At 40.6% G+C, this 24182-nt stretch carries 14 protein-coding genes; 2 read left to right on the top strand and 12 right to left on the bottom strand.

The window, feature by feature from the left end:
- Positions 1–5: 5 nt before the first annotated feature.
- The gene (gene uxuA / locus INE92_RS02900; protein WP_085931479.1) at positions 6–1193 is read left to right on the top strand and encodes a mannonate dehydratase; all 1188 of its coding nucleotides are present in this window, start codon (positions 6–8) and stop codon (positions 1191–1193) included.
- A gap of 77 nt (positions 1194–1270) precedes the next feature.
- Entirely contained in the window at positions 1271–2116 is an 846-nt protein-coding gene (locus INE92_RS02895; protein ID WP_134993375.1) for an Ig-like domain-containing protein, read from the top strand.
- 84 nt (positions 2117–2200) lie between these two features.
- Here INE92_RS02895 and INE92_RS02890 read toward each other — a convergent pair whose 3' ends face one another.
- The 12 genes from INE92_RS02890 to INE92_RS02835 all read right to left on the bottom strand — a co-directional run bounded on the left by INE92_RS02890 (position 2201) and on the right by INE92_RS02835 (position 24170).
- Complete coding sequence (locus INE92_RS02890) at positions 2201–3607, bottom strand: glycosyl hydrolase family 28 protein (protein ID WP_120067422.1); 1407 nt, start codon at positions 3605–3607, stop codon at positions 2201–2203.
- Positions 3608–3722: 115 nt separating this feature from the next.
- The gene (locus INE92_RS02885) at positions 3723–5021 is read right to left on the bottom strand and encodes an alginate lyase family protein (protein WP_212701947.1); all 1299 of its coding nucleotides are present in this window, start codon (positions 5019–5021) and stop codon (positions 3723–3725) included.
- Positions 5022–5075: 54 nt separating this feature from the next.
- Positions 5076–7115, bottom strand: a complete 2040-nt coding sequence (locus INE92_RS02880) for an IPT/TIG domain-containing protein (protein ID WP_115484098.1) — start codon at positions 7113–7115, stop codon at positions 5076–5078.
- Between the two features lie 48 nt (positions 7116–7163).
- On the bottom strand, positions 7164–8357 hold the full coding sequence (locus INE92_RS02875) for a DUF5013 domain-containing protein (RefSeq protein ID WP_115484099.1): 1194 nt from the start codon (positions 8355–8357) through the stop codon (positions 7164–7166).
- Positions 8358–8393: 36 nt separating this feature from the next.
- Positions 8394–10190, bottom strand: a complete 1797-nt coding sequence (locus INE92_RS02870) for a RagB/SusD family nutrient uptake outer membrane protein (RefSeq protein WP_120067424.1) — start codon at positions 10188–10190, stop codon at positions 8394–8396.
- A 33-nt stretch (positions 10191–10223) separates the two neighbouring features.
- The gene (locus tag INE92_RS02865; RefSeq protein ID WP_115484101.1) at positions 10224–13472 is read right to left on the bottom strand and encodes a SusC/RagA family TonB-linked outer membrane protein; all 3249 of its coding nucleotides are present in this window, start codon (positions 13470–13472) and stop codon (positions 10224–10226) included.
- Between the two features lie 49 nt (positions 13473–13521).
- Positions 13522–14052 (bottom strand): sigma-70 family RNA polymerase sigma factor, encoded by a 531-nt coding sequence (locus INE92_RS02860; protein WP_115484102.1) that lies wholly within the window; start codon positions 14050–14052, stop codon positions 13522–13524.
- A gap of 237 nt (positions 14053–14289) precedes the next feature.
- Positions 14290–14664: a hypothetical protein gene (locus tag INE92_RS02855; RefSeq protein ID WP_004305864.1), complete on the bottom strand. Its 375-nt coding sequence runs from the start codon at positions 14662–14664 to the stop codon at positions 14290–14292.
- Between the two features lie 114 nt (positions 14665–14778).
- On the bottom strand, positions 14779–18855 hold the full coding sequence (locus INE92_RS02850; protein ID WP_115484140.1) for a hybrid sensor histidine kinase/response regulator transcription factor: 4077 nt from the start codon (positions 18853–18855) through the stop codon (positions 14779–14781).
- Positions 18856–18914: 59 nt separating this feature from the next.
- Entirely contained in the window at positions 18915–20828 is a 1914-nt protein-coding gene (locus tag INE92_RS02845) for an alginate lyase family protein (protein WP_004302341.1), read from the bottom strand.
- 447 nt (positions 20829–21275) lie between these two features.
- A complete protein-coding gene (locus INE92_RS02840) occupies positions 21276–22688 on the bottom strand; it encodes a glycosyl hydrolase family 28 protein (protein ID WP_004305858.1) in 1413 nt (470 codons plus the stop codon).
- Between the two features lie 336 nt (positions 22689–23024).
- Entirely contained in the window at positions 23025–24170 is a 1146-nt protein-coding gene (locus tag INE92_RS02835) for an OprO/OprP family phosphate-selective porin (RefSeq protein ID WP_004305856.1), read from the bottom strand.
- Positions 24171–24182: the final 12 nt, after the last annotated feature.

The raw sequence follows: 24182 nt of genomic DNA, 5'->3' as shown, positions 1-24182 counted from the left end.
ACGCTATGATGGAAAAAACATGGAGATGGTTCGGCAAGAAAGATAAAATCACCTTGCCGATGCTCCGTCAGATAGGTGTTGAAGGAATCGTCACTGCATTACACGAGGTACCGAACGGAGAGATTTGGACAGTAGAAGCCATCAACGATTTAAAATCGTATATTGAATCGTATGGGTTGCGCTGGTCGGTCGTGGAAAGCCTTCCGGTTTGTGAGGCAATCAAGTATGCGGGTACGGAACGTGAACAGTTGATTGAAAATTATAAAGTAAGTCTTGCCAACCTGGGTAAATGCGGAGTGAAAACAGTCTGTTACAACTTCATGCCGGTAATCGACTGGATACGTACGGATTTACAGTACCCTTGGCCGGACGGTACCAGTTCGCTTTACTACGACCGTATTCGTTTCGCTTACTTCGACATCAAAATACTAGAACGTGAAGGAGCTGAAAAAGACTATACAGAAGAAGAACTGCATAAAGTTGCCGAACTGGACAAAGTGATTACAGAGACCGAAAAGGATGATTTGATTGATACTATTATCGTCAAGACACAAGGATTTGTGAACGGTAATATCAAAGAAGGAGATAAAAACCCGGTTGCTATATTCAAACGTCTGTTAGGTTTATATAAAGACATAGACCGGGACGCTTTACGAGAGAATATGTGTTACTTCCTTTCTGCAATTATGCCTGTATGCGATGAATATGGTATCAACATGTGCGTACACCCGGATGATCCTCCATTCCAGGTTCTCGGCCTACCCCGTATTGTCACCAATGAAGAAGATATAGCCTGGTTCCTGAATGCCGTAGACAATCCGCATAATGGGCTGACTTTCTGTGCAGGTTCTCTTAGCGCAGGCGCACATAATGATACTCGTGAATTGGCAAAGAAGTTTGCAGGAAGAACCCATTTCGTTCATCTACGCAGTACAGAGGCCATGCCGGGTGGAAACTTCATCGAAAGTTCTCATCTATCAGGAAGAGGACATCTGATTGATCTCATCCGCATTTTCGAGAAAGAGAATCCGGGACTTCCCATGCGCGTAGATCATGGACGAATGATGCTCGGAGATGAGGATAAAGGCTACAATGCCGGTTATTCTTTCCACGGACGTATGCTGGCTTTAGCACAGGTAGAAGGAATGATGGCTGTGGTGGATGATGAGAAACAACATAAGATAGAGTTTTAATCTTATTTTTCATCAATATACTTTGAAATACAGGAAAGGAGCTTTACTTTTGTGAAGAAATAAAAAAGAAGAATATTATGAAAGCAAAAATGGCGAAGCTCTGTCTACTATTTATTCTATTATGCTCCCTTCCTGTATTTTATTCATGCAGCGACGAAGCTGATGCTTTTTACCTATATGAATATTGGGAAGTGATGTTCGACCCGGAACCTCCAATTAGTGAAACCAGTTTGTCAATCACGGGAGGAACAAAGTTGGGAATTAAAGGTGGCGTAGCTCCTTATACAGCAGAAATAGCCGATGGGCAAATTGCTACAGCTTATGTGGACGAAAACAATGATATTCGGATCAGCTCTATAAAACTGGGCAGCACGTCATTGATGGTGAAAGACGCTGATGGAAGAATCATAAAAATAGGACTAAAGGTCGTCAACGGCAAACAATCTTTTTCAGTAAATTCCGTGGAAGCAAGAATCACAGGAATAGATGAAAGTCTGTTGGATGAACAACAAAAAGAAAAACTAGAAGCGGTCATAAAAATGATAAAGGATGAAGCGGGTATACAAGCTACAGGAGGAATAGCTTTCTCTTATGACCAAAAAAGTAGTGGTAAAGTGACAATTGTTACTAGTAAAGATAATGCTCCGAAAATAGAAGGAAGCTTCTCCCGCTCCACATCAGAGTCAGGCACTACATTCCAAATTACAATCAATGGTAAAGAGTATGACTGCAAATTTAAACTTCCCGAACGTCCCGATACTTCAAAGAGTATCACCACACGAGACCTTGGCCCGATTCCTTATTGGTTAGTGGAAGATGTGACTGAAGATTATAAATCAGATGTGACCGACCTATTCGGAATAAATGCCACCTCCCTGAAAATAGAACGCATTTATATAGGTTCATTCACTCCTTTACGATAGGTTTATTCCTCTTTCTATAAAATAGATGCGGCAAAAAGCACGAAAAACTGTTTTTTGTCGCATCTTTCATCTTTTAGTTATTAGCTACTTTATCCGTATTTTCTCTACAAAATCTTTTTTATCTATATTCAATTCTTCCAAAGAAGTGATCCGCCTACCGTTCAACACAATGTTTTCGAACAAAATATTCTCAATCTTCCTATTTTTATCATAACCTTCTATTAAAGAAGAATTGATATATTTCCCGGTACATGAAATATTACGGAATGTTATGTTCTTGACACCTCTGCCGGGACCTGTATTGTATTTTTGATTATACATCACCCGAAGATGAAATAACTGTCCTTCCTGAATATGTTCCACACGAATGTCCTCAAAAGTAATGTTTTGTGCCAGGTTGTGATCCCCTACATTGATAGTCATACAGCCTTGGTAATCACGATCATCCTCATCATGCTCCAATATATCAATATTCCTGAATACTATATCTTCCAAAACTTCATCTCCCGTTTCCGTATTTCCATGTGTACCGATATTGATAGGATGCGCAATATCTGCCCATAGAGTAGAATTAAGTACATGAACATTGCGACAGTCTCCATAATAATTCCAACGATGCGTATAAAGAGCTATACAATCATCCGAATTACGAAGAAACACATCATCAATCATCACATCCGAGCAGGACATAAAATCCAGCCCATCACTCCAACCCTGATAGCTGAATGATTTCAGATTTTTAATAGTAATTCCGGTAGATTGTCCCCCAGAGACAGTATAATGCCGTGGATTTACCACCGTAACTCCATCAATCAGTACATTCCGGGAGTAGGTAACCGAAATTCCCTGTTGCGGTTCAAGCAACATGCCATGTCCCAATATTTTCACATTCTCTACACTGTCGCAAGTGAGACAACCTTTCAAAACGGCACCACCTTCTAAATAAACCGTCGTATTACTGGGAATACGGAAGCATTTTCCAGCCGTATCAGTCGGTTCATGTATTCCAGCTTCAAAATAAATCACGTTCGGATCATTCTTATCCGGCACATTTTTGATGATAGGATTGGCAAATACATGCAAATTATTCAGGCGATCTCCATTAAACTCGACCGACAACTTTTGTGGTTTATCTATCGTAAACAATAGAAAGTTACCATCAATCTCCGGTTGGATACCTTTGGATAAAGGACGCACCACTGCCGAACGGATCTCCCCATTGTTCTTTTGTACCAATACTTCCACTTTCCCTGAAAAGTCGAACTGAACCATCGTGGCATCGGACTTCGTATCCATATCCACCTTTACGTTATACTCATAAAGGTCTACCCAGTCTTTTTCTCCCACTTGCCGTACTTTTACCGTATAGTCATCATTGTGACGGGCATAATAGATGCCTTGAGGTACCGGATAGATGACTATTTCTGCTTGTATGACTCCTGTGGTCATTACAAGTAAAAATGTGAGCGCTATTCTTATTAGTTTATTCATTTCAAGTTTTTACTAATACCGTTAATGTCCTGGAATTCACCACAGATTGAAACAAATAATCCATCCACACTGGCATATCCGAATCTGTGGCGAAGTCTAACACATTTTATTCATTTTATCTTGCATACATCAGCGTACCGAGCCCAAGTACGTCATAGCCACCGGAGTTAGCGTCATAATACCCACCTCCTCCTTCTATTCCTACATATTCCGTAGCTATCTTAGTATATTTGAGATTATCATTCGAGATATTTTTTATCCCTTTGTAATGATAATAAGGCAATGCCCATATTGCACGTTTGATCCATTTGCCGCCACCAAGTGTTGTTTGCTCTTCCGGAATCGGATATCCCCATTGACTCTGTTTTTGCCATATATAAGTAGTATATGGTACAGTCTCATTAGTGTAATTACAACAAGCAGCATATTCACAAGCCCGCATGAACAGATTGTCATCATAAGCAAAGAAATCGTCTCCCTGACTCCATGCCAACTGACAAATAACTCCCATCAATCCGACACACATCAACGTGTGCCCTTGGTCACGTCCACTTTCCTGCCATTGAGCAAAGTTATAGTCCGGTGCATAATCGTGATAGATAGCACGACGTAAACGTCCGTTTGTATCACCCGTCTGCAAATGGTCGATACCTTCATTATAAATATCACGACGATCGGTTACAATGCCGATAGCCATTTTAGCCGCTATATTACAAAGACACCAGTTAGCCCAATAATGTAACGCATTCGTATCGTGATGACGTTTCAAGAAATCATCATTAGCAGGATAGAACACTTTAAGCAACCAATTCTGGAACGCTGCGAAGTCCGCACGATCCCATCCTTCATAATCCCTCAATAATTCACCGGCAATAGCAAATTCATAACCATAAAGTCCTGCGGCAAGCGATAAATTCGTATTACCTGTTACACCTACACAAGTCTGTACCCACTTATTCAGATTCTCCACTGCTTTTGCCGCATATTCATCATCCTGTTCAATCTTCCAACGAAGCGCCTGCTGATATGCAATAGTGGCCCCTCTGGCTGCATTCATATAATTTTCATCACCGGAAACTCCACGTTTAATCCATTCCGTAGGATAAGTATCTGCCGTCTTCTGCGAAAACTGACTTTCTACTAATAATTGATAAGCGCTAACCCAAGGCTCTTCTCCGGCAGCTTTTTTATCCCGGATACGCTGGAAGTCTTCCTCCGTATGCAACCCTTCATGCAGCATGGGTTCCGTTGACGGTTTAAGTTCAACCTGTTCCAAATTTACGTTATTATCAGGAAGAGGAATTTTATTCAAATCAGTTTCCACATTGACACCCGGAAGGTCAATGCCGTCACCACATCCTGCCAAAAACAGGATAGCGAATACCACGGCTATATAATATATCTTTTTCATCATATTTTTGGTTTAATGGTACACCGTACCATTGATTACGGTGCACCCAATTATAGTTTATTGCTCTACTAACTCTAATTTGAAATTATCTATCTTAGCCCGTCCTTGTTTTACTGTAATCGTACATACAAAACCAATGACAACATCGGTAGGCTCTTCAACAAGAATATCAACTACTACATCACCCGTACCCGAAATAGAAGCGTTTGCCAGACTCTTACTTGGTATATCACTCGTATTTGCCATCTCGTTACCTTTACAAACCGCAACATAACCGGTAAAACCTCTGCCGTCATATTCATAAACGTGTGCCGTCAACTTATATTTTCCTTTTTGAAGATGAGAAGTCTGATATACCTTACCATCATTTTTAGGATTGTCAAATCCCCAATCTGTTTGTAAAGCCAAACCTGCATCACTTCCATCACCATATTTCGTTTTAAATGCCAAATCAACAGCAGCACCTCCTTCACCAGCAGTCAAGTTAGAGTTCTGAACTATCCAATAAGCAGCTTTTGCCCACTCTCCTTTTTTATGGAATCCTTTATCCCCACCTTCTTTTACATATTCAAAAGGCTGTTTATAGTTCATGAGTACATATTGAGAAATATCTCCATCCACCGGCAGAGGTTGTAACATATCACTCTCTACGGGTTGTGCAATACCTTCAAACACCATTGTTACTTTTCCACCATTGAAACCTTGCGGAACCGTTACAGTAATAGAAGTCGTAGTAATCTCTTTAACCGTAACGGGTACGGATATTCCCTCAAAAGTAACTGTAACAGAATTCTTATCCGTTCCAAAACCTTTTCCTGTAAATGTTATTTCCTGCCCGGCTTTTACTAATGTACCATAAGGATAAATATACGGTGTTTCAACAGAAGTGATTTCCGGAGTTTCCCAAACCTCAAATGTGCCCGATTCGCCCATCTCTATTTCCTTACCCTGAATTATCAGCTTAATCTTCACCGGAGCTTCCGATGAAACTCCTTTGGGAACATTCACTACGATATTACCTTTATCATTCAGTGTCACTTTATCACAAACTGTTTCTCCGAAAAAGACCTGAATATTTTCAGCTTTCGTACCAAAGTTCTGACCAATGATCGTTACTTCCGTATTAATATATCCGGCTTTCGTTGAAATGCCTGTTACTGTAGGCATCGGTAATACCGTATATTTCAACTGTGTCCCGATAGTTTCAAACGGAGTAATGACAGTAATTGTATAATCTCCAGCTTCCAACGAAGCAGGTACAGTGAGTGGAATACTCTTATCCGTCAAATTATCTGTATCTATTACAGCTTCTACAGGTTCTCCGCCAGCTTTAGAAAAAGTTACTTTCAAAGGCTCCAACCCTTCAACAGACTTATCCAGCAATTCTTGCACAAGATTGGTTCCTGTTATTGCAAATTTACTGCCAGCAAAACCTGATGTAACCGGTTCGTCTTCCTTAGGAATATCAAGCGTTGCATGCTTCAACACCGTGAAAGGATAAGAAGTCAAATCAATCGTTTGTTCTGCCATAACAAGTGTCATGACTCCACTGACAGCCGTCTCGGGAACTTTTGCTGTAAATTCGGTATCAGTAGGCGTTCCCACAATCTCTGCCTTATCCGTAGAAGTTCCGAAAGTCAAAGTATATAATGTTTTGGAAGACACAAACTCTTGTCCTTCGAAAACAATACTGGTACCGGGAAAACCATAAGAAGGTTTCACTGCGCTAACACCCGGTTTACCAAGTACACGATAAACAAGATCAGTTTCTACACGTTGTCCGAAGACTTCAACAGTTATTTTTCCGTTTGTAGCCAATTGCGGCACTTTCGCTAGAATAGCATCATCGGCACAGGAGATGACTGTTGCCTCCTGGGAACCGATAAATACTTTTACATCTTCGGTTCTGATTCCAAAATCATCACCATTAATGGTAAATTCATTTCCAACATATCCTTCGACGGGTTCTATCTTTGTTACGGTCGCCACAGGATCAGTGTAACTCATTGGAACAATTTCTTCATTGTCCTCGTCACAAGCAGCTAATGCGAAAAACGAGAGAAAAACGGGAAACAGATAGTTATATATTTTCTTCATAATCTTAATTATATTATCATGATGGATTACTCTTTTTTCTTTTCCACATTATTCAAGAATCAATTTCAATTCTGTCACCTTAAAGTATGAATTACCCTTTGCCAATGAAGTCAGGAATCCAATAACAACGTCCGTTGTCTCCGTTACTTCAAATGAAGGTGTAACCAACGTACCCGAATCATTCGCTGTTCCCATTTTATCATAGGCCACATAAACTCCATTTAATTGCTCAAGATCAGCGACATTCGGTATATCACTTTCACTATCTCCTTTAGCTATCAATACGGAAATAAAGTTCCCCGCATCAGTAACTACCAATGTATATGCATAAGTGACTTCCAGTCTGTATTTACCAGGACGGAGCGTAGCAACCTGCCACATTTTCCCATTCGTATAAGCTTCTTTATCCCATCCATTCTGGAATGCTAACGTTAAGCCTTCTTCTGATTTATATTGCATTCCGGAAACAGTCGTATTGCCTTTTGCATTGAACGATGCTGCATTTTGATTCCACACTGCCGGAGTCCACCATTCACCGTTCTTCCAACTTTCATCATTTGCCTTGGCAAACGGCTGCTTATAGTTTTGAAGATAAAGCACTGTCACATCACCCTTCGAATTAGGATTGAACATTGCACCACCTGTCATTGTATATCCGTGAATAGTCACAGTCACACTACCTGTCTGATAATCAGCAGGAGTTGTCGCAACAATAGTAGACTCATCCACCAGCTCAAATTCGGCCGGCGTTCCATTGAAACTAACAGAAATATCGGATGGATCCGTACCAAAGTTTTCACCTGTTATAGTAACCTTGTCTCCCGTATCGGCTACCCCTTCACCGTCTTCACTATCAGAAGTCACTGTAATGACACGTGGTGTAGGTAGTACTGTATAATGACCGATATTCTCCACCTTTTTATTATAAATCTGTAAAGACAGATTGCCTGTTACTGCCGTTTCCGGCACCTCCACTACCAAACGGTTGTTCTTGCAGTCGAGCACTTTATTGGATTGGGCTTCACCGAAGAAAACTTTCACTGCTTCAGCACGATCACCGAAATTGGTTCCTGTAATAACAACCTGCGTAGTGACATATCCGTCTGTGGGATATATACTCTCCACTACCGGCACAGGATAATCATAAACTCTGTACTTGGGGTCTTGCTCACAACCGGAGAAAAGTGCGGAAACATAAGCAAGTATTGCCAAGTGAAATGTATATTTGAATAAAAACTTCATATAATCTATGGTATTATACGTTAAACAATTGAATGATTAATATCCCGGATTTTGTACCAGATTCGAATTCAGATTGATTTGATTTCTTGGAATCGCCCACAAATAATCTCCTTTAGTAAATGCACAGTCAGATGATTTGAGAAGCACTACACAAGGTAACTTACCTTTACCTGTTTCTACAACTTCCGTTCCTTTCGTAAAAATAGCCGGATTGAAAGCACTGGTAGCATTCCCGTTTTCGTCTACAAATGCTGTAGGATAACTAGCATTACCTACCACCGCACCGCAACGAGACTCATTCAGATTCTCTTCCGCAATACCCCAACGTTTCAGGTCGTCACAACGGAAACCTTCCATATAGAGTTCCAATGCACGTTCACGACGGATCTCATCCAGCATCACCTGATTGACTGTCTTATTCGCATTTGCCGGTACCCCTTCCTGAATTCGCTTTGCCAATGCATTTGTCAAGTTGGCAATTCCAGCACGAGCACGGATCTTATTGATAGATTTATTCAACTGGTCATCCGATATTTCACCATAACGCTCCATCACAGCTTCGGCATAGTTCAAGTATACTTCTGCTAACCGAAGTACCGGATAATTGGCCGATTCATCTTTACTTTGGCGTTGAATATCGGTAATAGCAAACTTGGAAACACCATACCCACAGTTCTCAACTGTCAGGCTCGTAGCATATGAACCTACATAAGAAGTCAAACGGAAATCCCGATTCTGAAATTCATCTCCCGGATTCTTATATCCCTGGAACTTATCAGACATGCTGACCGGAAGCCCGTCAGTGCATAAAAACATATCAATCAATTTCCGGCTGGGACGCATATCCGTATAAATCACCCGATTCAAATCTACCTGTCCTTTACGCGTTTCCTGACTATATACAGAAGCGATGATAAATTCCTTGTTCGTCGCTCTTCCGGCACCGGCAGGATTACTAGCTTCTTCTTCAATATTAAACAGGTAACGATTGCTCATATTTCTCATAGCTGCTACATTGTTATAATTCCAAAGGGAATAAGCAGCATCTCCCATCACTGTTTCGGATAGTTGAACAGATTCTTCCAGGAAAGTATTTACCTGATCGGAAGCCGGACCGGCAGAACCTTCAAAATCAGTAGAAGTGCCATTGTACTTACGCCAGGTAGCTTCATAAAGTAACACACGAGCCTTAAAAGCCTGTGCAGCCTGTTTGCTAATTTTGCCTTTGTCGGCAGAAGTGATATTCTGTTCCAACGGCAATCCTGCGATAGCTTCATCCAAGTCGGACAAAATCAAATCGACAACTTCATAACGACTGTTACGTTTTCCATATAACTCCGGTGAAGTCACGTCGAGAACCTTCGTAACGACAGGCACTCCGCCAAAAAACTTCAATAAGTAAAAGTAGTTGTAGGCACGAAAAAAATGACCTTCGGCTAATTCTTTTTTAATATCTGCCAAATTACCTGTATAGGAAGAAACAGCTCTTTCAAACATGTGATTAGTGGCACGAATATTGCCATAGCAATTACCCCAACGACTATCGTCATTAGGAACTCCCATCACACCGGTTCCCACACCATACGAATATCTGAAACAAGTAGAAAGATCGGATGCCGCATCCATGTGATCGAATATACTTCCATAAGAAGACTGCCATCCCAATAATTGCCCGTAAAGCCCGTTAGCATATTCACGGAAATGTTCCGGTGTCTTGAAATAAATCACATCTGTCTTGGCATCTAGGGGTTCCAAATCAAGGAACGTATTCACGCATGAAGAAAATCCCAATGCGCAGGTACAAATTAATATATAGTTCGTTATCTTTTTCATATCTTCTGTTCTGTATTTAATTTTCCATAGCTACTATAAAGTGATGTTCAGACCGAACGACCAAGTACGTGCAAACGGGTATCCACTGTTGTTGGAGGCTGCTCCCATTTCCGGGTCGAAACCGTCTCGAATACTGGTAGCTTCCCATAAATCATTACCAGAGAAGTAAACACGCACTTTTTCCAGTTTCACCTTGCGCGTCCAAATCTGCGGCAATGTGTAGCCGACTATTAATGTTTTCAAACGGATATAGCGGTTATTCTGCATCATAAAGTCGTTATTCTGATAATTCCAGCGTGCAAGATTCGCATTAGTAGTCAGACGAGGGAATTCCGCATTCGGATTGCTCTCTGTCCATGTTTTGCCCAAATATGTCGGATTCTGATTGGCAGTACGTGTTTGAAAAGGATAAGCCATCCAGTCATTACGGATAACATACTGCTTACCGACACCTTGGAACATCGCGTTCACATCAAAACCTTTCCATGATCCTCCCAATGTGAAACCGAAAACAAAATGTGGATTGGAGTCACCGAGATATTGCAAATCGCTATTCTCATTCCCTGCACCGGAAATCTTATAATCACCATTCAAATCCAAACGTTTGGTATCACCCGGACGCAACCGGCTTGCACTTCCTGCTCCTACACCAGTCAGATCTTCTTTACCCTCTCCATAGAGTGCATAATAGCGGTCTACTTCTGCCTGATCTTTAAAGTAACCATCTGTACGATAAAGGAAGTACGAATTCAAAGGATACCCATTCACGGCTGCATTCCAACCAGCCCCATAAGAATCTGCTCCTTCCATCTCTTTCAACAGACTCTTTGTATCACCAATATTAAAGTTGGCATAGTAAGAAAAGTCTTTAATCTGATCGCGCCATCCAATAGTGAACTCCCAACCTTTTACATTCAAATGACCACTATTCGTTTTAGGAGCTTTACCTCCTAAAACACCCGGATATGTGACATTTACCAACATACCGGTATTATCTTTTATAAAATAATCGAATGTAGCTTTCAAACGATTATCGAAAAAGTTAAGATCGATACCAAAGTTTTTCTGTGAAACTTTCTCCCAAGTACGGTCATAAGAAATTAAACCGCCAAAACCTGAAGATACTTGATTAGCAGGTATAGTTCCAAAACCGGCTGTTCCAAGAGAGACAGTAGACACATAATCGTAATCACCCAGCCCGACATCATTACCCGAACTACCGTAACTTAAACGCAACTTACCAAAAGAAAGAACAGGTTTTAAAAATTCTACAAATTGTTCTTCCGAGAACGCCCAGCCCAAAGAAACGGAACCGAAGCTCTTAAAACGATAACCGGGAGCAAACTTGGAATTTCCGTCACGACGCCCCATCAATTCAACCATATATTTTTCCGCATAGTTATAATTCAAACGGGCAATATATGAATAGGTACCATTATGAGTCTTTCCTCCACCGTTACCCTGTGTACCCGTAGCCAAATTCAAATCGTAAATTCCGGCATCCTCAAACTTCTCACGGGCGGTAACGACTTTTTTATTTACCCACTTCTCGGCACTGATACCGAACATAGCATCTATATTATGTACTTCGGCAAATGTACGCTTATATTTCAATAACCCTGAATAGTACTGATACCGGGCATTATTTGCCTGTACCAAATATCCCGGCTGATGAGAATCTTTAAAGTTCATCACATCTTGCGGAGTACTAAGGGTTTGTGTTGTTTCATATACTAACTTCGCCGTCTGCTCGCCGAACCAATTGTAACACTGTACCGGAAGCGAATAGCGTTCTCTACGGTATTCCTCATTTTGAAAGGAAGCAGTACCCTCGAAAGTGATTCCTTTCCAAATATCCACCAATGCTTTGAAATCGACACGGGTAGTCAGTTTTTCCCTCTCGTCACGTCCTCCATCTGTTGTAGCTGCCGCCGCATTGCGGTCGCCCACATTACCAAAGTTGGCATACCATTGTCCATAGGGATTCTTAGCCGGAAAAAACGGAGCATCATTTCCGTAAAGTGTACGGTCGATACCATGTGTCGGTGTTTCAGTATTTGTTTTAATCATACTTGCCGAAGTTTCCAATTTGAACCAATCAGTCAATTTGATTCCATAATTCAAACGCAAGTTCAACTGTTTCTGCCCGTCATAGGCAGTGGCCAAATTGGCTTGATTATCAGCATAAGCCAAAGAAATACGGTAATCAGATTTATCCGTAGAACCTGCTACACTCAAATTATGCTGATAAGAATAACGACGGGCAAACAATTCATCCAAGCGATTGGCATTGCCCACAAACATTGTACCCCAATCGGCTACAGTCGACTCGTAAATTCCTTCAATGCCTTGAGCCATCTTTTTCAGGTTTTCTTCTCCCCAGCCCCACCAGTCATGTTCCGGCATTTCTTTATTGGCTTCCAACCACATGGTGGCATATTCCTGCATACTGGGAGAAAAAGCCATAATACCATTGGTAGTGAAACGCATATTGAAGCCATAATCTACCGTTGTCTTGCCTTTACCTTTTTTGGTAGTTACCAATATAACACCATTAGCTGCTTTTGCACCGTAAATGGAAGCTGAACCGTCTTTCAATACACTAATATTCTCAATATCATCCGAATTTAGATTTTGAAATGACTCTGAATTCAATACGGGTACTCCATCCACAATAATCAACGGACTACCGCCATTGACAGATGTCAAACCACGAATCTGAAAATTTAATCCTTCATTACCCGGACGTGAAGAAGAACGAGTGACCACCAATCCCGGAGTAGCTCCTTGCAAAGCAGCACCGACATTGGTAATGGCACGACTTTCCAATACCTGGCTACCAATTTGTTCTACCGCCCCTGTCAACGTCGCTTTTTTCTGCGTACCATAACCTACTACCACCACTTCGTCCAATGCATTATTATCTTCTTTCAACACAACCTTGAAATCTGACCGCCCATTCAAATTGACAATCTGATCTGCATACCCGATATAAGTAATTCTAATTTGTTTTGCATCCGCAGGAACATTCAGCGCGAACCGACCGTCAATATCGGTAATTACCCCTGCATTGCTTCCTACGACCACCACATTACAACCAATCAGCGGTTCACCATTCGCGTCCGTAACAAGTCCTTTGATGGTACGCCCTGCCTGGGCTACCATCAAACTCTCTTCTACAGAATCATTTGCATAGAGCAATACACCGGGCGAACCACCCAGCAGCATGGCGAAAGCCAATGCGACTCCTTTTGAACATAAGAATTTGGATTTAATTTCCATAATACTATTAAATTGTTAAAGTTAATATGTGTTTTTCCGAATCTGGTATCTAACCGACTTTGGAGAATTCATTTTTCAAATAAGTACGAACCGTTTTACGAGCCAGTAATAATTGACATTCTACTGTACGGGGAGATAAGGACAGCTTTCCTGCAATGGCAGGACAAGAGAGTTCATGATTGAAACTAAGTTCATAAATCTGACGGCGTTTGACAGGAAGAGTTTCCATTACCTGGTCGTGCATCTTCTTTAGTTCACGAAAATGAATGGTATCTTCTGTGGTATTCCGACTGGTGTCTTCCATCCTATTATATACGTAGGCGACGAAATCTTCCTGCTTATAATAACGACGTATCTTGTCCGTTACGATATTGCGGGCGATGGTGAAGAGCAAAGACCAGACAGTGTCTTTATTCACGAATGCCCTGTGTTCCCATAAGCGGACAAAGACATCCTGTGCCAGATCTTCCGCTTCGTGCGGATGGCAAATGCGGATAGCGATATAATTTTTGATATACTCCCTATATTTAAGGTAGCATTCGGAGAAGAAGTCGTCAAATGTAGTCTGCTGTTTATTCATGGCATTAAATTTATCCGTTTAACGATGATACAAAAGTAGGAACAAGTTTCAAATTCAAATATCACAAAAGTAACAGATAACAAAACTATCGTAACAAGCGTGTATTTTTGCAAAAACTTCCCATTTCATCGGGATAAATCTAACCGTCACACCAATAAAAAAGGGGAGGTCGTTACATTTGACGACTCCCCTGTTCTTATATTTGCATGGATGAAAGCTTTCATCCGGAAGGATTCATTATTTATTTTCCTGTGATGCCTGGAAATCCGGTATACGTTTTACGTTCGCACCTTTCATCACACCTCTTTTGATCGCTTCATTCGTATCGGTGATTTCTTTCTTCACACGTTTATAGTATTCTTTTGTCAGTCCTTTCTCTACTGCTTCCGATTCTGTTACGGCCCAAAGATACTGATAATCCATCAACATCAAATCCGGTGCCACTATTTTAAAGAAAACACTATCATTTGCAAATTTTTCACGTAAGTCTCCCAAATAGATGGTATCTGCAGGATTTACCTCCTTAACATTTGCATTATTTTTTGAACTGCTACCTCCGCAAGAGGATAACATCAAACCTCCTACCAATGAAATTAAAACTAATACTTTCATATCAACATATATTATAAAATAAAACTTCTTCTGCCCCAATGTGAACAAGAACTTACAATTATCTCACTTATTCAGCGCAAATGTAATAATTAAACTACAAACACAGGCACAATGTCATTCTTTTCTTCCCGATTCCTCGGCATATTGCTTGGGAAGCATACCGAACATTTCTCTAAAACACTTCGAGAAATAGCTGGGTGAACTGAATCCTACCCGGTTCGCTATTTCAACAATCGGCAACTGACTTCCTTGTAATAATTGTGCCGCCCGTTTCAAACGGATGCTGCGAATAAAGTCTGTCGGTGTGTGTCCGGTGATGGATTGTAACTTACGGTAAAGGCTCATACGCACCATCCCCAGATCGCCACTCAATTCTTCTACGCCATATTCCGGATTATCCATGTTCTTTTCTATGTATTCCAGACACTTCTGTATGAGCTGCTCGTCTACTGAAGTAATGGTGATAGCACTCGGATTTACTTCTATGTTCTTACGGAATTCTTGTTTTCTCTTTTCCTGCTGCTCTATCAGCTTTTCAATGCGTACCATCAGCATATCAAAGTTGAAAGGTTTCGACATATAAGAGTCTGCTCCTACTTCATAGCTGTTAATCTTGATGTCATCGGCAGTACGGGCTGTCAATAATATCACAGGTATATGGGATGTCTGCACGTTCGTCTTGATCCGACGGCAAAGCTCGATACCGTCTACTTTTGGCATCATGATGTCACTGATAATCAAGTTCGGGTTTTCCTCTATCGCTTTCCGCTCTCCTTCCTCGCCGTCTGCCGCTTCAATAATCTGATAGAAATCTTCCAGCTGTTCTTTCAGGAAAGTACGGAATTCCTGATTGTCCTCCACTAACAACAGTTTCTTCAGGTTATCATCGACTGTAGATGTAGTGGTTTCTTTCTCTTTAACATCTGATGCTTCCGTTCCGATGATTTCTTCCGGCAGTTCGTCCGGTTCCGGTTTCAGGTCCATCGGCAACCAAACGGTGAATACTGATCCACGATCTATCCGGCTGTCCACTTTAATACGGCCACCATGTATATTTACATATTCCCTTACCAAATGAAGTCCGATGCCACTACCTATTTTTTCGTCTCCTTCATTTCCTACCTGATAGAAACGGTCGAAGATATAAGGAAGGTCTGATTCGGATATTCCGATTCCAGTGTCGGATACGGATATTCTCACGTAGTTTCTTCCTTCTATTTCTTCTGTTGCAAGCAGTAAGTCGACCGTCCCGCCTTCCGGCGTATATTTGAAGGCATTGGACAAAAGATTATTCACAATCTTATGTACCTTATCCCGGTCGAAGAACATATAAAGCGCTCTATGTTCCGATTGGTTCACAAAGTTAAGGTGCTTCTCTACTGCCATTGGCATGAAGTTGTTATAGGCAGAAACAATAAATTCCTCCATATCGCCGTTCATCAGATGCAACCTCTCTCCTTTCATTTCCAGTTTGCGGAAATCGAGTAGCTGATTCACCAATGACAATAGGTTTTGAGCATTCTTATAGATGGTATTCAGTTGTTTTTTCATCGCATCGTCTGTCAATCGACGTATCACCATGTCTAATGGCGTGATAATCAATGTCAGCGGAGTGCGGAGTTCATGGCTTATATTTGTGAAGAAGCGGAATTTCATCTGATCCAGTTCTTCTTTCTGCTTCAACGCTTCCTCTTCTTGCATACGAATCATCTTCTGCCGGTTGCGGCGGTTTATTACGTAGATCAACCCGAAGATTAAGAGAATAACTAAAATTGCATAGAAAAAACGAGCGGCCAGTGTATCCCAGAACGGGGGATGAATTACAATTTTGAATGCAGACTCCGGTCCCCATATCCGGTCGTTTCCGGCAGCGGACACACGGAAAATGTATTCGCCCGAAGGGAGATTATTATAGACCACACGTCCTTGTCCATTCTCAAAAAGGGTTTCCGTCCATTCTTTGTCAAATCCTTCCAGTTGGTAACGGAAAGAGGTTTGAGAAGGATTAGGGAAGTTCAGACCGGAGAACTCAAGTGTAATATAGTTCTCATCATATTTTAATTGTACTTCGCCCGAATAACTTAATGCTTTATCAAATAAGACACGTCCGTTATATGTTTCGCCCGAAACAACCGGAACATTAAACAAGCGGAATGAGGTAAACAGAGGACGATTGAGGCACTGATTATCTATCATGTTTTCTGGTGAGAAAGCGATAAAGCCGTTCATCAGCCCCAGGAAAAGCTGATTGTCCCTGGTCATTAACGAAGGGAAACTATATAAATCATCCTGACGGATTTCATCTTCCGACAGACAGCTGATTACATGAAAGCTGTATTTATCTGCTCTTCTGTCTACTTTTATCTTATAAATAGAAGTGACTGTCGAAATCCATATATCATGGTTCTTATCTTCCACTACGTTCAGGATAGCTTTAGACAGACCTTCTTCTTTCCCTAATGTGTAGCTTTGCCCATTGTAAGTCAAAACGCTCAAGCCATATTGTGTAGCAAACCATAAAGTTCCCTCATGGTCTTTGAGTATCTGATTATACTTGATACTTCCCTGATTGAATATAGAATTAGCCTGGCCATCTTCCTCCGGTATCCATATTTTATTCGTTGCAGGATCGTAAATGTAGAGTCCGTTATCACTGCCTACGACCAACCGGGATTGATTATCTATGGCCAATGCATTCGCTACTTTGTATTTTTTGAGTTCGGGAAACTGTTCGGACAATAAGTTTATTTGCCCGTTTTCAGGATTAAATAATCCTACACCCCCATATATACTTACCCACAATCGACCGGAAGAATCTTCGACCATGACACGGATATTACTGAAATCCAATTCATTCTGATAATCCGTATCGGGATAATCGTAAGATTGTACCTTTCCATGATCTATGCAGTAGAGCCCATCGTGGTATGTTCCGACCCAAACACGCTTCTTGCTATCCTCATAAAGTACACGGCAATTCTTCTGACTGAATTCATGATAGAATCTGTTCATGCTTTTAGTCTCCGGTTCATAGCGATAGACACCCTGCGTAGTACCCATCAGAATTTCTCCTTTAGATGTTTCGAGCATACAACGGATTTCCTCTCCTTTCCAGTCGCCATTTATCATCTTCTTATTGTACAGCACTATTTTATTCATGCTGGGATGATAATAACACATTCCCTGATTATAAAGTCCTATCCAAACGGAATTATTTTCCCGGTCGCAATAGATGCTTTGAATACCGTTTCGTACTGTATTACCTGATAATAAAGGAATATCCAGTGTCCGGGTTACAGAGAAATTGTGCATATCAATGATATAGAATCCATCAATAACGGTTCCTACCCATGCATTTCCACCTTTATCCACATCCATAGAAGTAAACCATGAATAGTGTCCGAGTTGGATACCTGAAATTTGGTTCCATTTTTTATTATAGACATCATAATAGCCTACTCCACGATCCCACATCAACCAAAAGTCACCATTATCGAGTATCTTCAAAACCACACGGTCATCCGGTTTCAGTTGGTCTTTCAGGAAATCAAGTTGATGCACGAAACGTTTCTTTTCCAAATCGTAGCAACGGATAGCCCCTTTCTGATGAACCATCCAACTGTATTTTCCATGACTTTCTACTCCGAGTAATCCTCCATAGTATTCCATAAACTCATCATTCCTGCAAACCTGTTCGATTGACTTTGTCTCTGCATCGTACATATAGACAGAGGAACCCGGCGTCAGAAACCAACAATGTTTCTCTGAATCAATAATCAGGTCCGCCACTTTATCCTTTAAGCCGAATTGTTGAAATAAAGAATCTACGTTATAGATGTACTGTTCGGTAGTCAAATCGAAGACGCGTAGGCTCTTGCGTTCTTTCATCCACAAACGTTTGTCGGCATCAATATATTGTTCGGGAATAATATGGTTATATGCTATCGAATATTCGCCATGAATATTGAAAGGGAAATTTGAATAGTTCGCACCATCATACAGGCTTAATAACACAGTACTTCGCACACCGATACGTCCGTCGGGAATGGGGAAAACGCTTTTTACATAGTTATCCGGTAATCCTTCGACAACTCCAATCTGGCGGAATACATAAGGGGATTCTTGCGAGCTAATATAACCCGGATACAATAATCCCATTAGTATGATTAACAAACATATTCGAATTTTCATGGCCATCTTTTTTTGTAGTACTATTATTAAGTACGAACGAAGAATCAAATCCCCTTATCCTACTTTACTATTATTTTCTGAATTTCGAGTTTATCTCCGGCTTGCTCTATCTGTAAACGAAGTACACAAGCTCCTGCGGGAAGAGTGAGTTTTCCTATTTCTCTTTCCGTCCATTGTATAGAACTGGGTAATTGCATGGGTTCTGTCTTTACTTCTGAATCAGAAGCTACGGACAATAAAGAATTTCCTTTTGATTGATAAACAAGATAAACGGTATAATCTCCATCGGTAGGAATACTTACAGTATAATTCATCCATTCTCCATCTTCTATTTGGGTAACGACGTAATTATCTTCTTCTTTTCGTAGCTCTACTGCTCCGTCAGGTCTGTATTCGTTGCCACGTTTCTTTCCTACATTGTGATAGGTATGCCCTTCGGGATCTTCCGCAAGACAATAATAATCGTAATCGGCAGCCGATATTTCACAAGGTAGCAAATGAATTCCTGATACACGCTTTCCCGTAGAGAAAGAAACGGGATCGCCTGCCATCCAGGGAGTCAATCGCTTGGTCAATGTTCCCCAGCCAGTCCATTCATAAAACCAGTTGGGTGCTATCCCCCAGTTTTCGCAACCGTGATGTTCTATCATATAATCACGGTAACGTTTCAACCAGGTATAGTTGTTCTCCGGCAATCCAGCACGTACTGCATAATGCGCCAATGCCATTTCACGAGTTCCGCCACTACCTGCTACGTCTCCACGTCCGTGAGGAGATACGGCTACGGATTCCCAACGTCCACTACGGCTTTTTATCTGGAGAAATTTTCCGTTCTCAAAGGTAACTTCATTTGAATTCTTACTATAACTTGTCGGTTCCCAAGGCTCTTTTTGCTCTTCATAGGTCTGGACTTTAGAGAGGTTATAACGATAGTTCCATTCCAAACCAAGAAGCAAACGGTTATTGAGACAATTATACAAAGAATCTCCCTGATTCCATGCCATTTCTGCGATAGCTACATAATTGTGGATACCTGCCAATACATGTCCCTGGTCGCGACTCGACTCCTGACATTGACCGTTTGGATAGATATAATACTGTAGCTGTTCATCGTATCCATAATCTGAAATCTTGTTTTCTCTTCCTTCCAATTTATAATCAAGCATGGTTGGTGATTTCTTAATCGGTTCTTTGCTAGTGACCGTCGGTCCTGAAGGATAAGGTAAATCATCCGGTCGATGCTTCATTCCCAATAAATAACGGTAAGCACGGTCATACATTACTTCGTTATCTAAGTAAATCCCCATTGCCATCATTCCACGAGCAGCGAAAAGTCCTTGATTACCAAACCTTGCGGCATCGAAATTAAAAATATTCCAATAGAATGTAACTCCGTTCTTTGAATCATCCCAGTAATTTGCATATTTGGAAGAGAAATCTTCCGTATTGCTATATCCAGGATAGACCAACATATTTTTAAAACGTTGCTGGTCTTCTACTTTCCAACCGGAATAATCACGCATTAATTCGGCGGCATCAATTAAAAGGTAAATCTTTCCGTTATCTAATGGTCCTGTTCCACGACTACTTGTATTGGTATAATAAGAATTAGCATTCAGATATTCGACCGCTTTACGGGCATAAGCCTCATCGCCCGTCAGATGCCAAAGCAATGCTAAGTCATGTGCCCGCCTGCCATCTACTCCGATAGTAGCATTAAAACGTCCTTCTCTGATTTGTTTTCCCCGATTGATAACTTGCGTATTGAGTGAAGAATAGGGAGATTCCTTTAATTTCAGAAAAGTAGAATAATAAGGCTCATGTTTCGCCTTGACCATAGCTTTCATCCGGTCTAAATCACCTTGGGTATAGGTGATTCCGGGATGGATAAAGTTACGTCGTTGCGCTTGCACTCCATTTTGAATATTCCCAATCCATACAATCCCAATAATCCATATAATTTTGTTAATCATAGTGCGATTCGTTTTTTATACAAGTGATAAGCAAAGATAGTATTTAGTAATAAAAAGGAGTTCAAAGTGAATGAAACATTTACTTTGATTAGCATAAACCCGGGAATAAAACTCTTGTATTTATACTCATGGTTCTCTTCCAGACTCCTTAATTCTGATTCCAGTGCAGCTTTGCTCTCATCTATTAATAGATAAGTTATTATCTTCCTATTGCAAAGTTCTTTCCTTCTAATACTAAAGTTACTCTTATCTAATAGAAATCTATAATTGCAAGCTTTGATTATAAAAACGAAAGTTTCATTTATATAATTGCAAGTTCTAATTATATAAATGAAACTTGCATTTATAGTTTATGTTTAACCTAAAGAAAGTTTGATATTAGAAGAAAAGAAGTTTGCACCTAATACAAAGAGATTTTTCCATTCATACTTCATATACCAGATTATGCTATTTGACTGTGATATTCTTTATGTATTCATTCGTGATAAAATCATCTATATTTTTCATCTTCATGCCGTTGATAATCACATTATCGAAGATGATATTCTTGACGGAACGTTCTTTATCAAACCCTTTCAATAGAGATGGATTCTCCCCTACTCCATTATAAATGATATTCCGAAAAATAATATCTTCAATTCCCCGGCCGGGTTGCTTATCATACTTTGAATTGAAACGAACATTAATATGAAACAATCTTCCCTCCTGGATATTCTCTACACGGATATCCTCAAATAATACTTTGCGTACCAAGTTTTTATCACCGCAATCCACTGCCATACAGCCCTGATAAAGAAGATCATCTTCATCATGTTCCAGAATATCGACATTACGGACAGTTATATTCTCAAGAATCTCTCCAACCTTATCGTCCGGGTTACCGTGTCCTCCAATGTTGATCGGATGAGCAATATCCGCCCAAAGGATTGAATTCTGTAAAGTCACGTTACGACTTCCTCCGTAATAGTTCCAGCGATGGGCATAGATGGCAATACAATCATCACTGTTCCGCATAAAAACATTGTCTATTAATACGTCACTGCAACACATCAGATCTATGCCATCACTCCATCCTTTACAACTAAAAGACTTTAAATTATTGATGGTCAACCCTGTAGACTCACCACCAAATACTGTATAGTGATCTGGATTTATAACTGTAATACCGTCAATCCATATATTTTTAGAATGGGTAACTTCTATTCCACGGATCGGATGGTCGAGAATACCACGCCCGACAATGCGTACATTTTCAGCTTTGTCAATCAATAATTTAGCTTTTACAACAGCTCCGGGAGCTAAATAAACAGTAGTATTGGAAGGAATCTGTATCTGTGTGTTCGGCAAATCTTTCGGACGATGGACACCCGGTCCGAAATACATTACTTTGTCACTGCTTTCAGTATAAGTTTCTGTTTCCAAAGGATTAGCAAACAAATGAAGATTATGCAAACGATCACCGTTAAACTCAATCGACAGGCATTGAGGTCTAGTGAGTGTAAAAAAGATAGCATTGTGGTTTACCGTATGTTGTATACCTATTGCTAACGGACGGATTTTCACATCCTGAATGGTGCCATTGTTCTTTTTCACCATCACTTCTACGGGACTGCCTATATCAAACTGTACCATTGAAGCAGATTGTACCCGATCCATATCTACTTGGACTTCATATTCGAATACATCTTTCCATTCACCACCTGCTTCACGTACTTTGACTGTATAATCATCATTATGTGGCATACCAGTGTTCAATCCTTCCGGATAGGTTACTAATTGGGCATTCCCGAATGTCGAAAATGCAATAGCTATTGCTAACAAACATTTTCTTTTACCTGATAAAACTCCTACTATATTCATATCACTAAACTATGTTATATTTTAATTATTCTGTTTATTGAAGTTCTTTCTAAAACTATACTTTCTATTCCACCCAGGTTGGCAAACTGGTAACAGAAACTATAGAAAAAATAACCAATGCAAAAAATCTCCTTTATTGTCTATTACGAACAATAAAGGAGATTTACCTAGAACATTCCAGTTTTTTCTGTCTTCTTATTTTTTACTTTTTACATACGGTTCTGCATATTGAGTCGGCAGTGCTCTCGATATGTCTTTGAAACATTTAGTAAAACTAGTATACAATACACCTTCCTATTCTTTATTATAGCTTTATTCGAACGGAACTGCCAAGTACTAGAATATGAATTGAAAACGTCCCTGTACTACACTAAAGTTTGTGCTTTCGATCTCTTTGATATGCGAGCCGGGGATGAAGTAGCTATAATTCAATTTGACAGCAATGTGTTTATTGATATAGTAATTCAATCCGAAGGAGAGGTCTTTCTGTGTTCCGCCTTTTATTCCGGCATCATTCAGAGAGAGATAATTGAAACGGGCACATAGTTCGAGTGCTTTTCCTTCCGGTCTTCCGGGACAGGCTACTTCTTCGTCATACAGATAATTCTGTCCCAACAATAGCCAGGAACATTGCAGATAAGCTCCTTGTGCCGTATAGTTCTCAAAACCCTTTTCCCGTTTTACATGGGCGCGGATGTATTCACCCTGAAGAAAGAATTTATGATAGTAAATTAGCAGTTCGGTTCCTATTTTAAATTGGGATGCTGCATGATCTACATCTGCTTGTATTAATGTACGATTATCAATCGTGCTCACGCCCGGAGATTTATAAGTAAACGTATTCCTGTTCTCATCTTCGGGAAGCGTGCCGTCCGGTGTACGATGGATAGCTGCTAATCCTATATGTACCAGTTTCGCTTGCTCATAAAGTGGACGGTAAACCAAACGTCCGTCAATGGCATATCCTTGCGATGCGTTTTTCAGGTTGCTCAAATCATTATCGGTAAAGAATCCGCCACACAGATAGTAATATTGGGTACGATAGGAATAGGCTACTCCCATACGTCGGCTATTTGTCAATGCCAGCACAGCTCCCGGAGATTGGTTGAAGCGAAGATCAAATGTACTACAAATCATATCGAGACTGAATGGCTCATAGAATTGTCCTATCTGAATGGAACTATTCTTATAGGAATAGGTGGCAAAAGCATCTTTGATGGCTACTTTGTTTCCGGCATATCCCATTTCCAGTTTCATTCCCCAGTTCTGATAGGTAGCTTTTACACCGATGCGAAGGTCATTAAATTCCGTGCCGTTGCCAAAGTTATTCGGATTCTTCAGATACACTCCTCCATCCATTAATAGACGCCCGGTGATTTTATATTGTATGCCATCGGGCAGATTCTGTGCCGTTATCCGGGAAGTCGTTAGTATTAGAGATAGAAGGAAGGAGAATTTCAAATATAGTCCTATTATTTTCATCGTCCACCTTTT

The organism is Bacteroides xylanisolvens, assembly GCF_018289135.1.
GTDB classification, from domain to species: Bacteria; Bacteroidota; Bacteroidia; order Bacteroidales; family Bacteroidaceae; genus Bacteroides; species Bacteroides xylanisolvens.
Note: the sequence above shows the minus strand (reverse complement) of the source record. Positions and strands in the feature narration are given on the sequence as shown.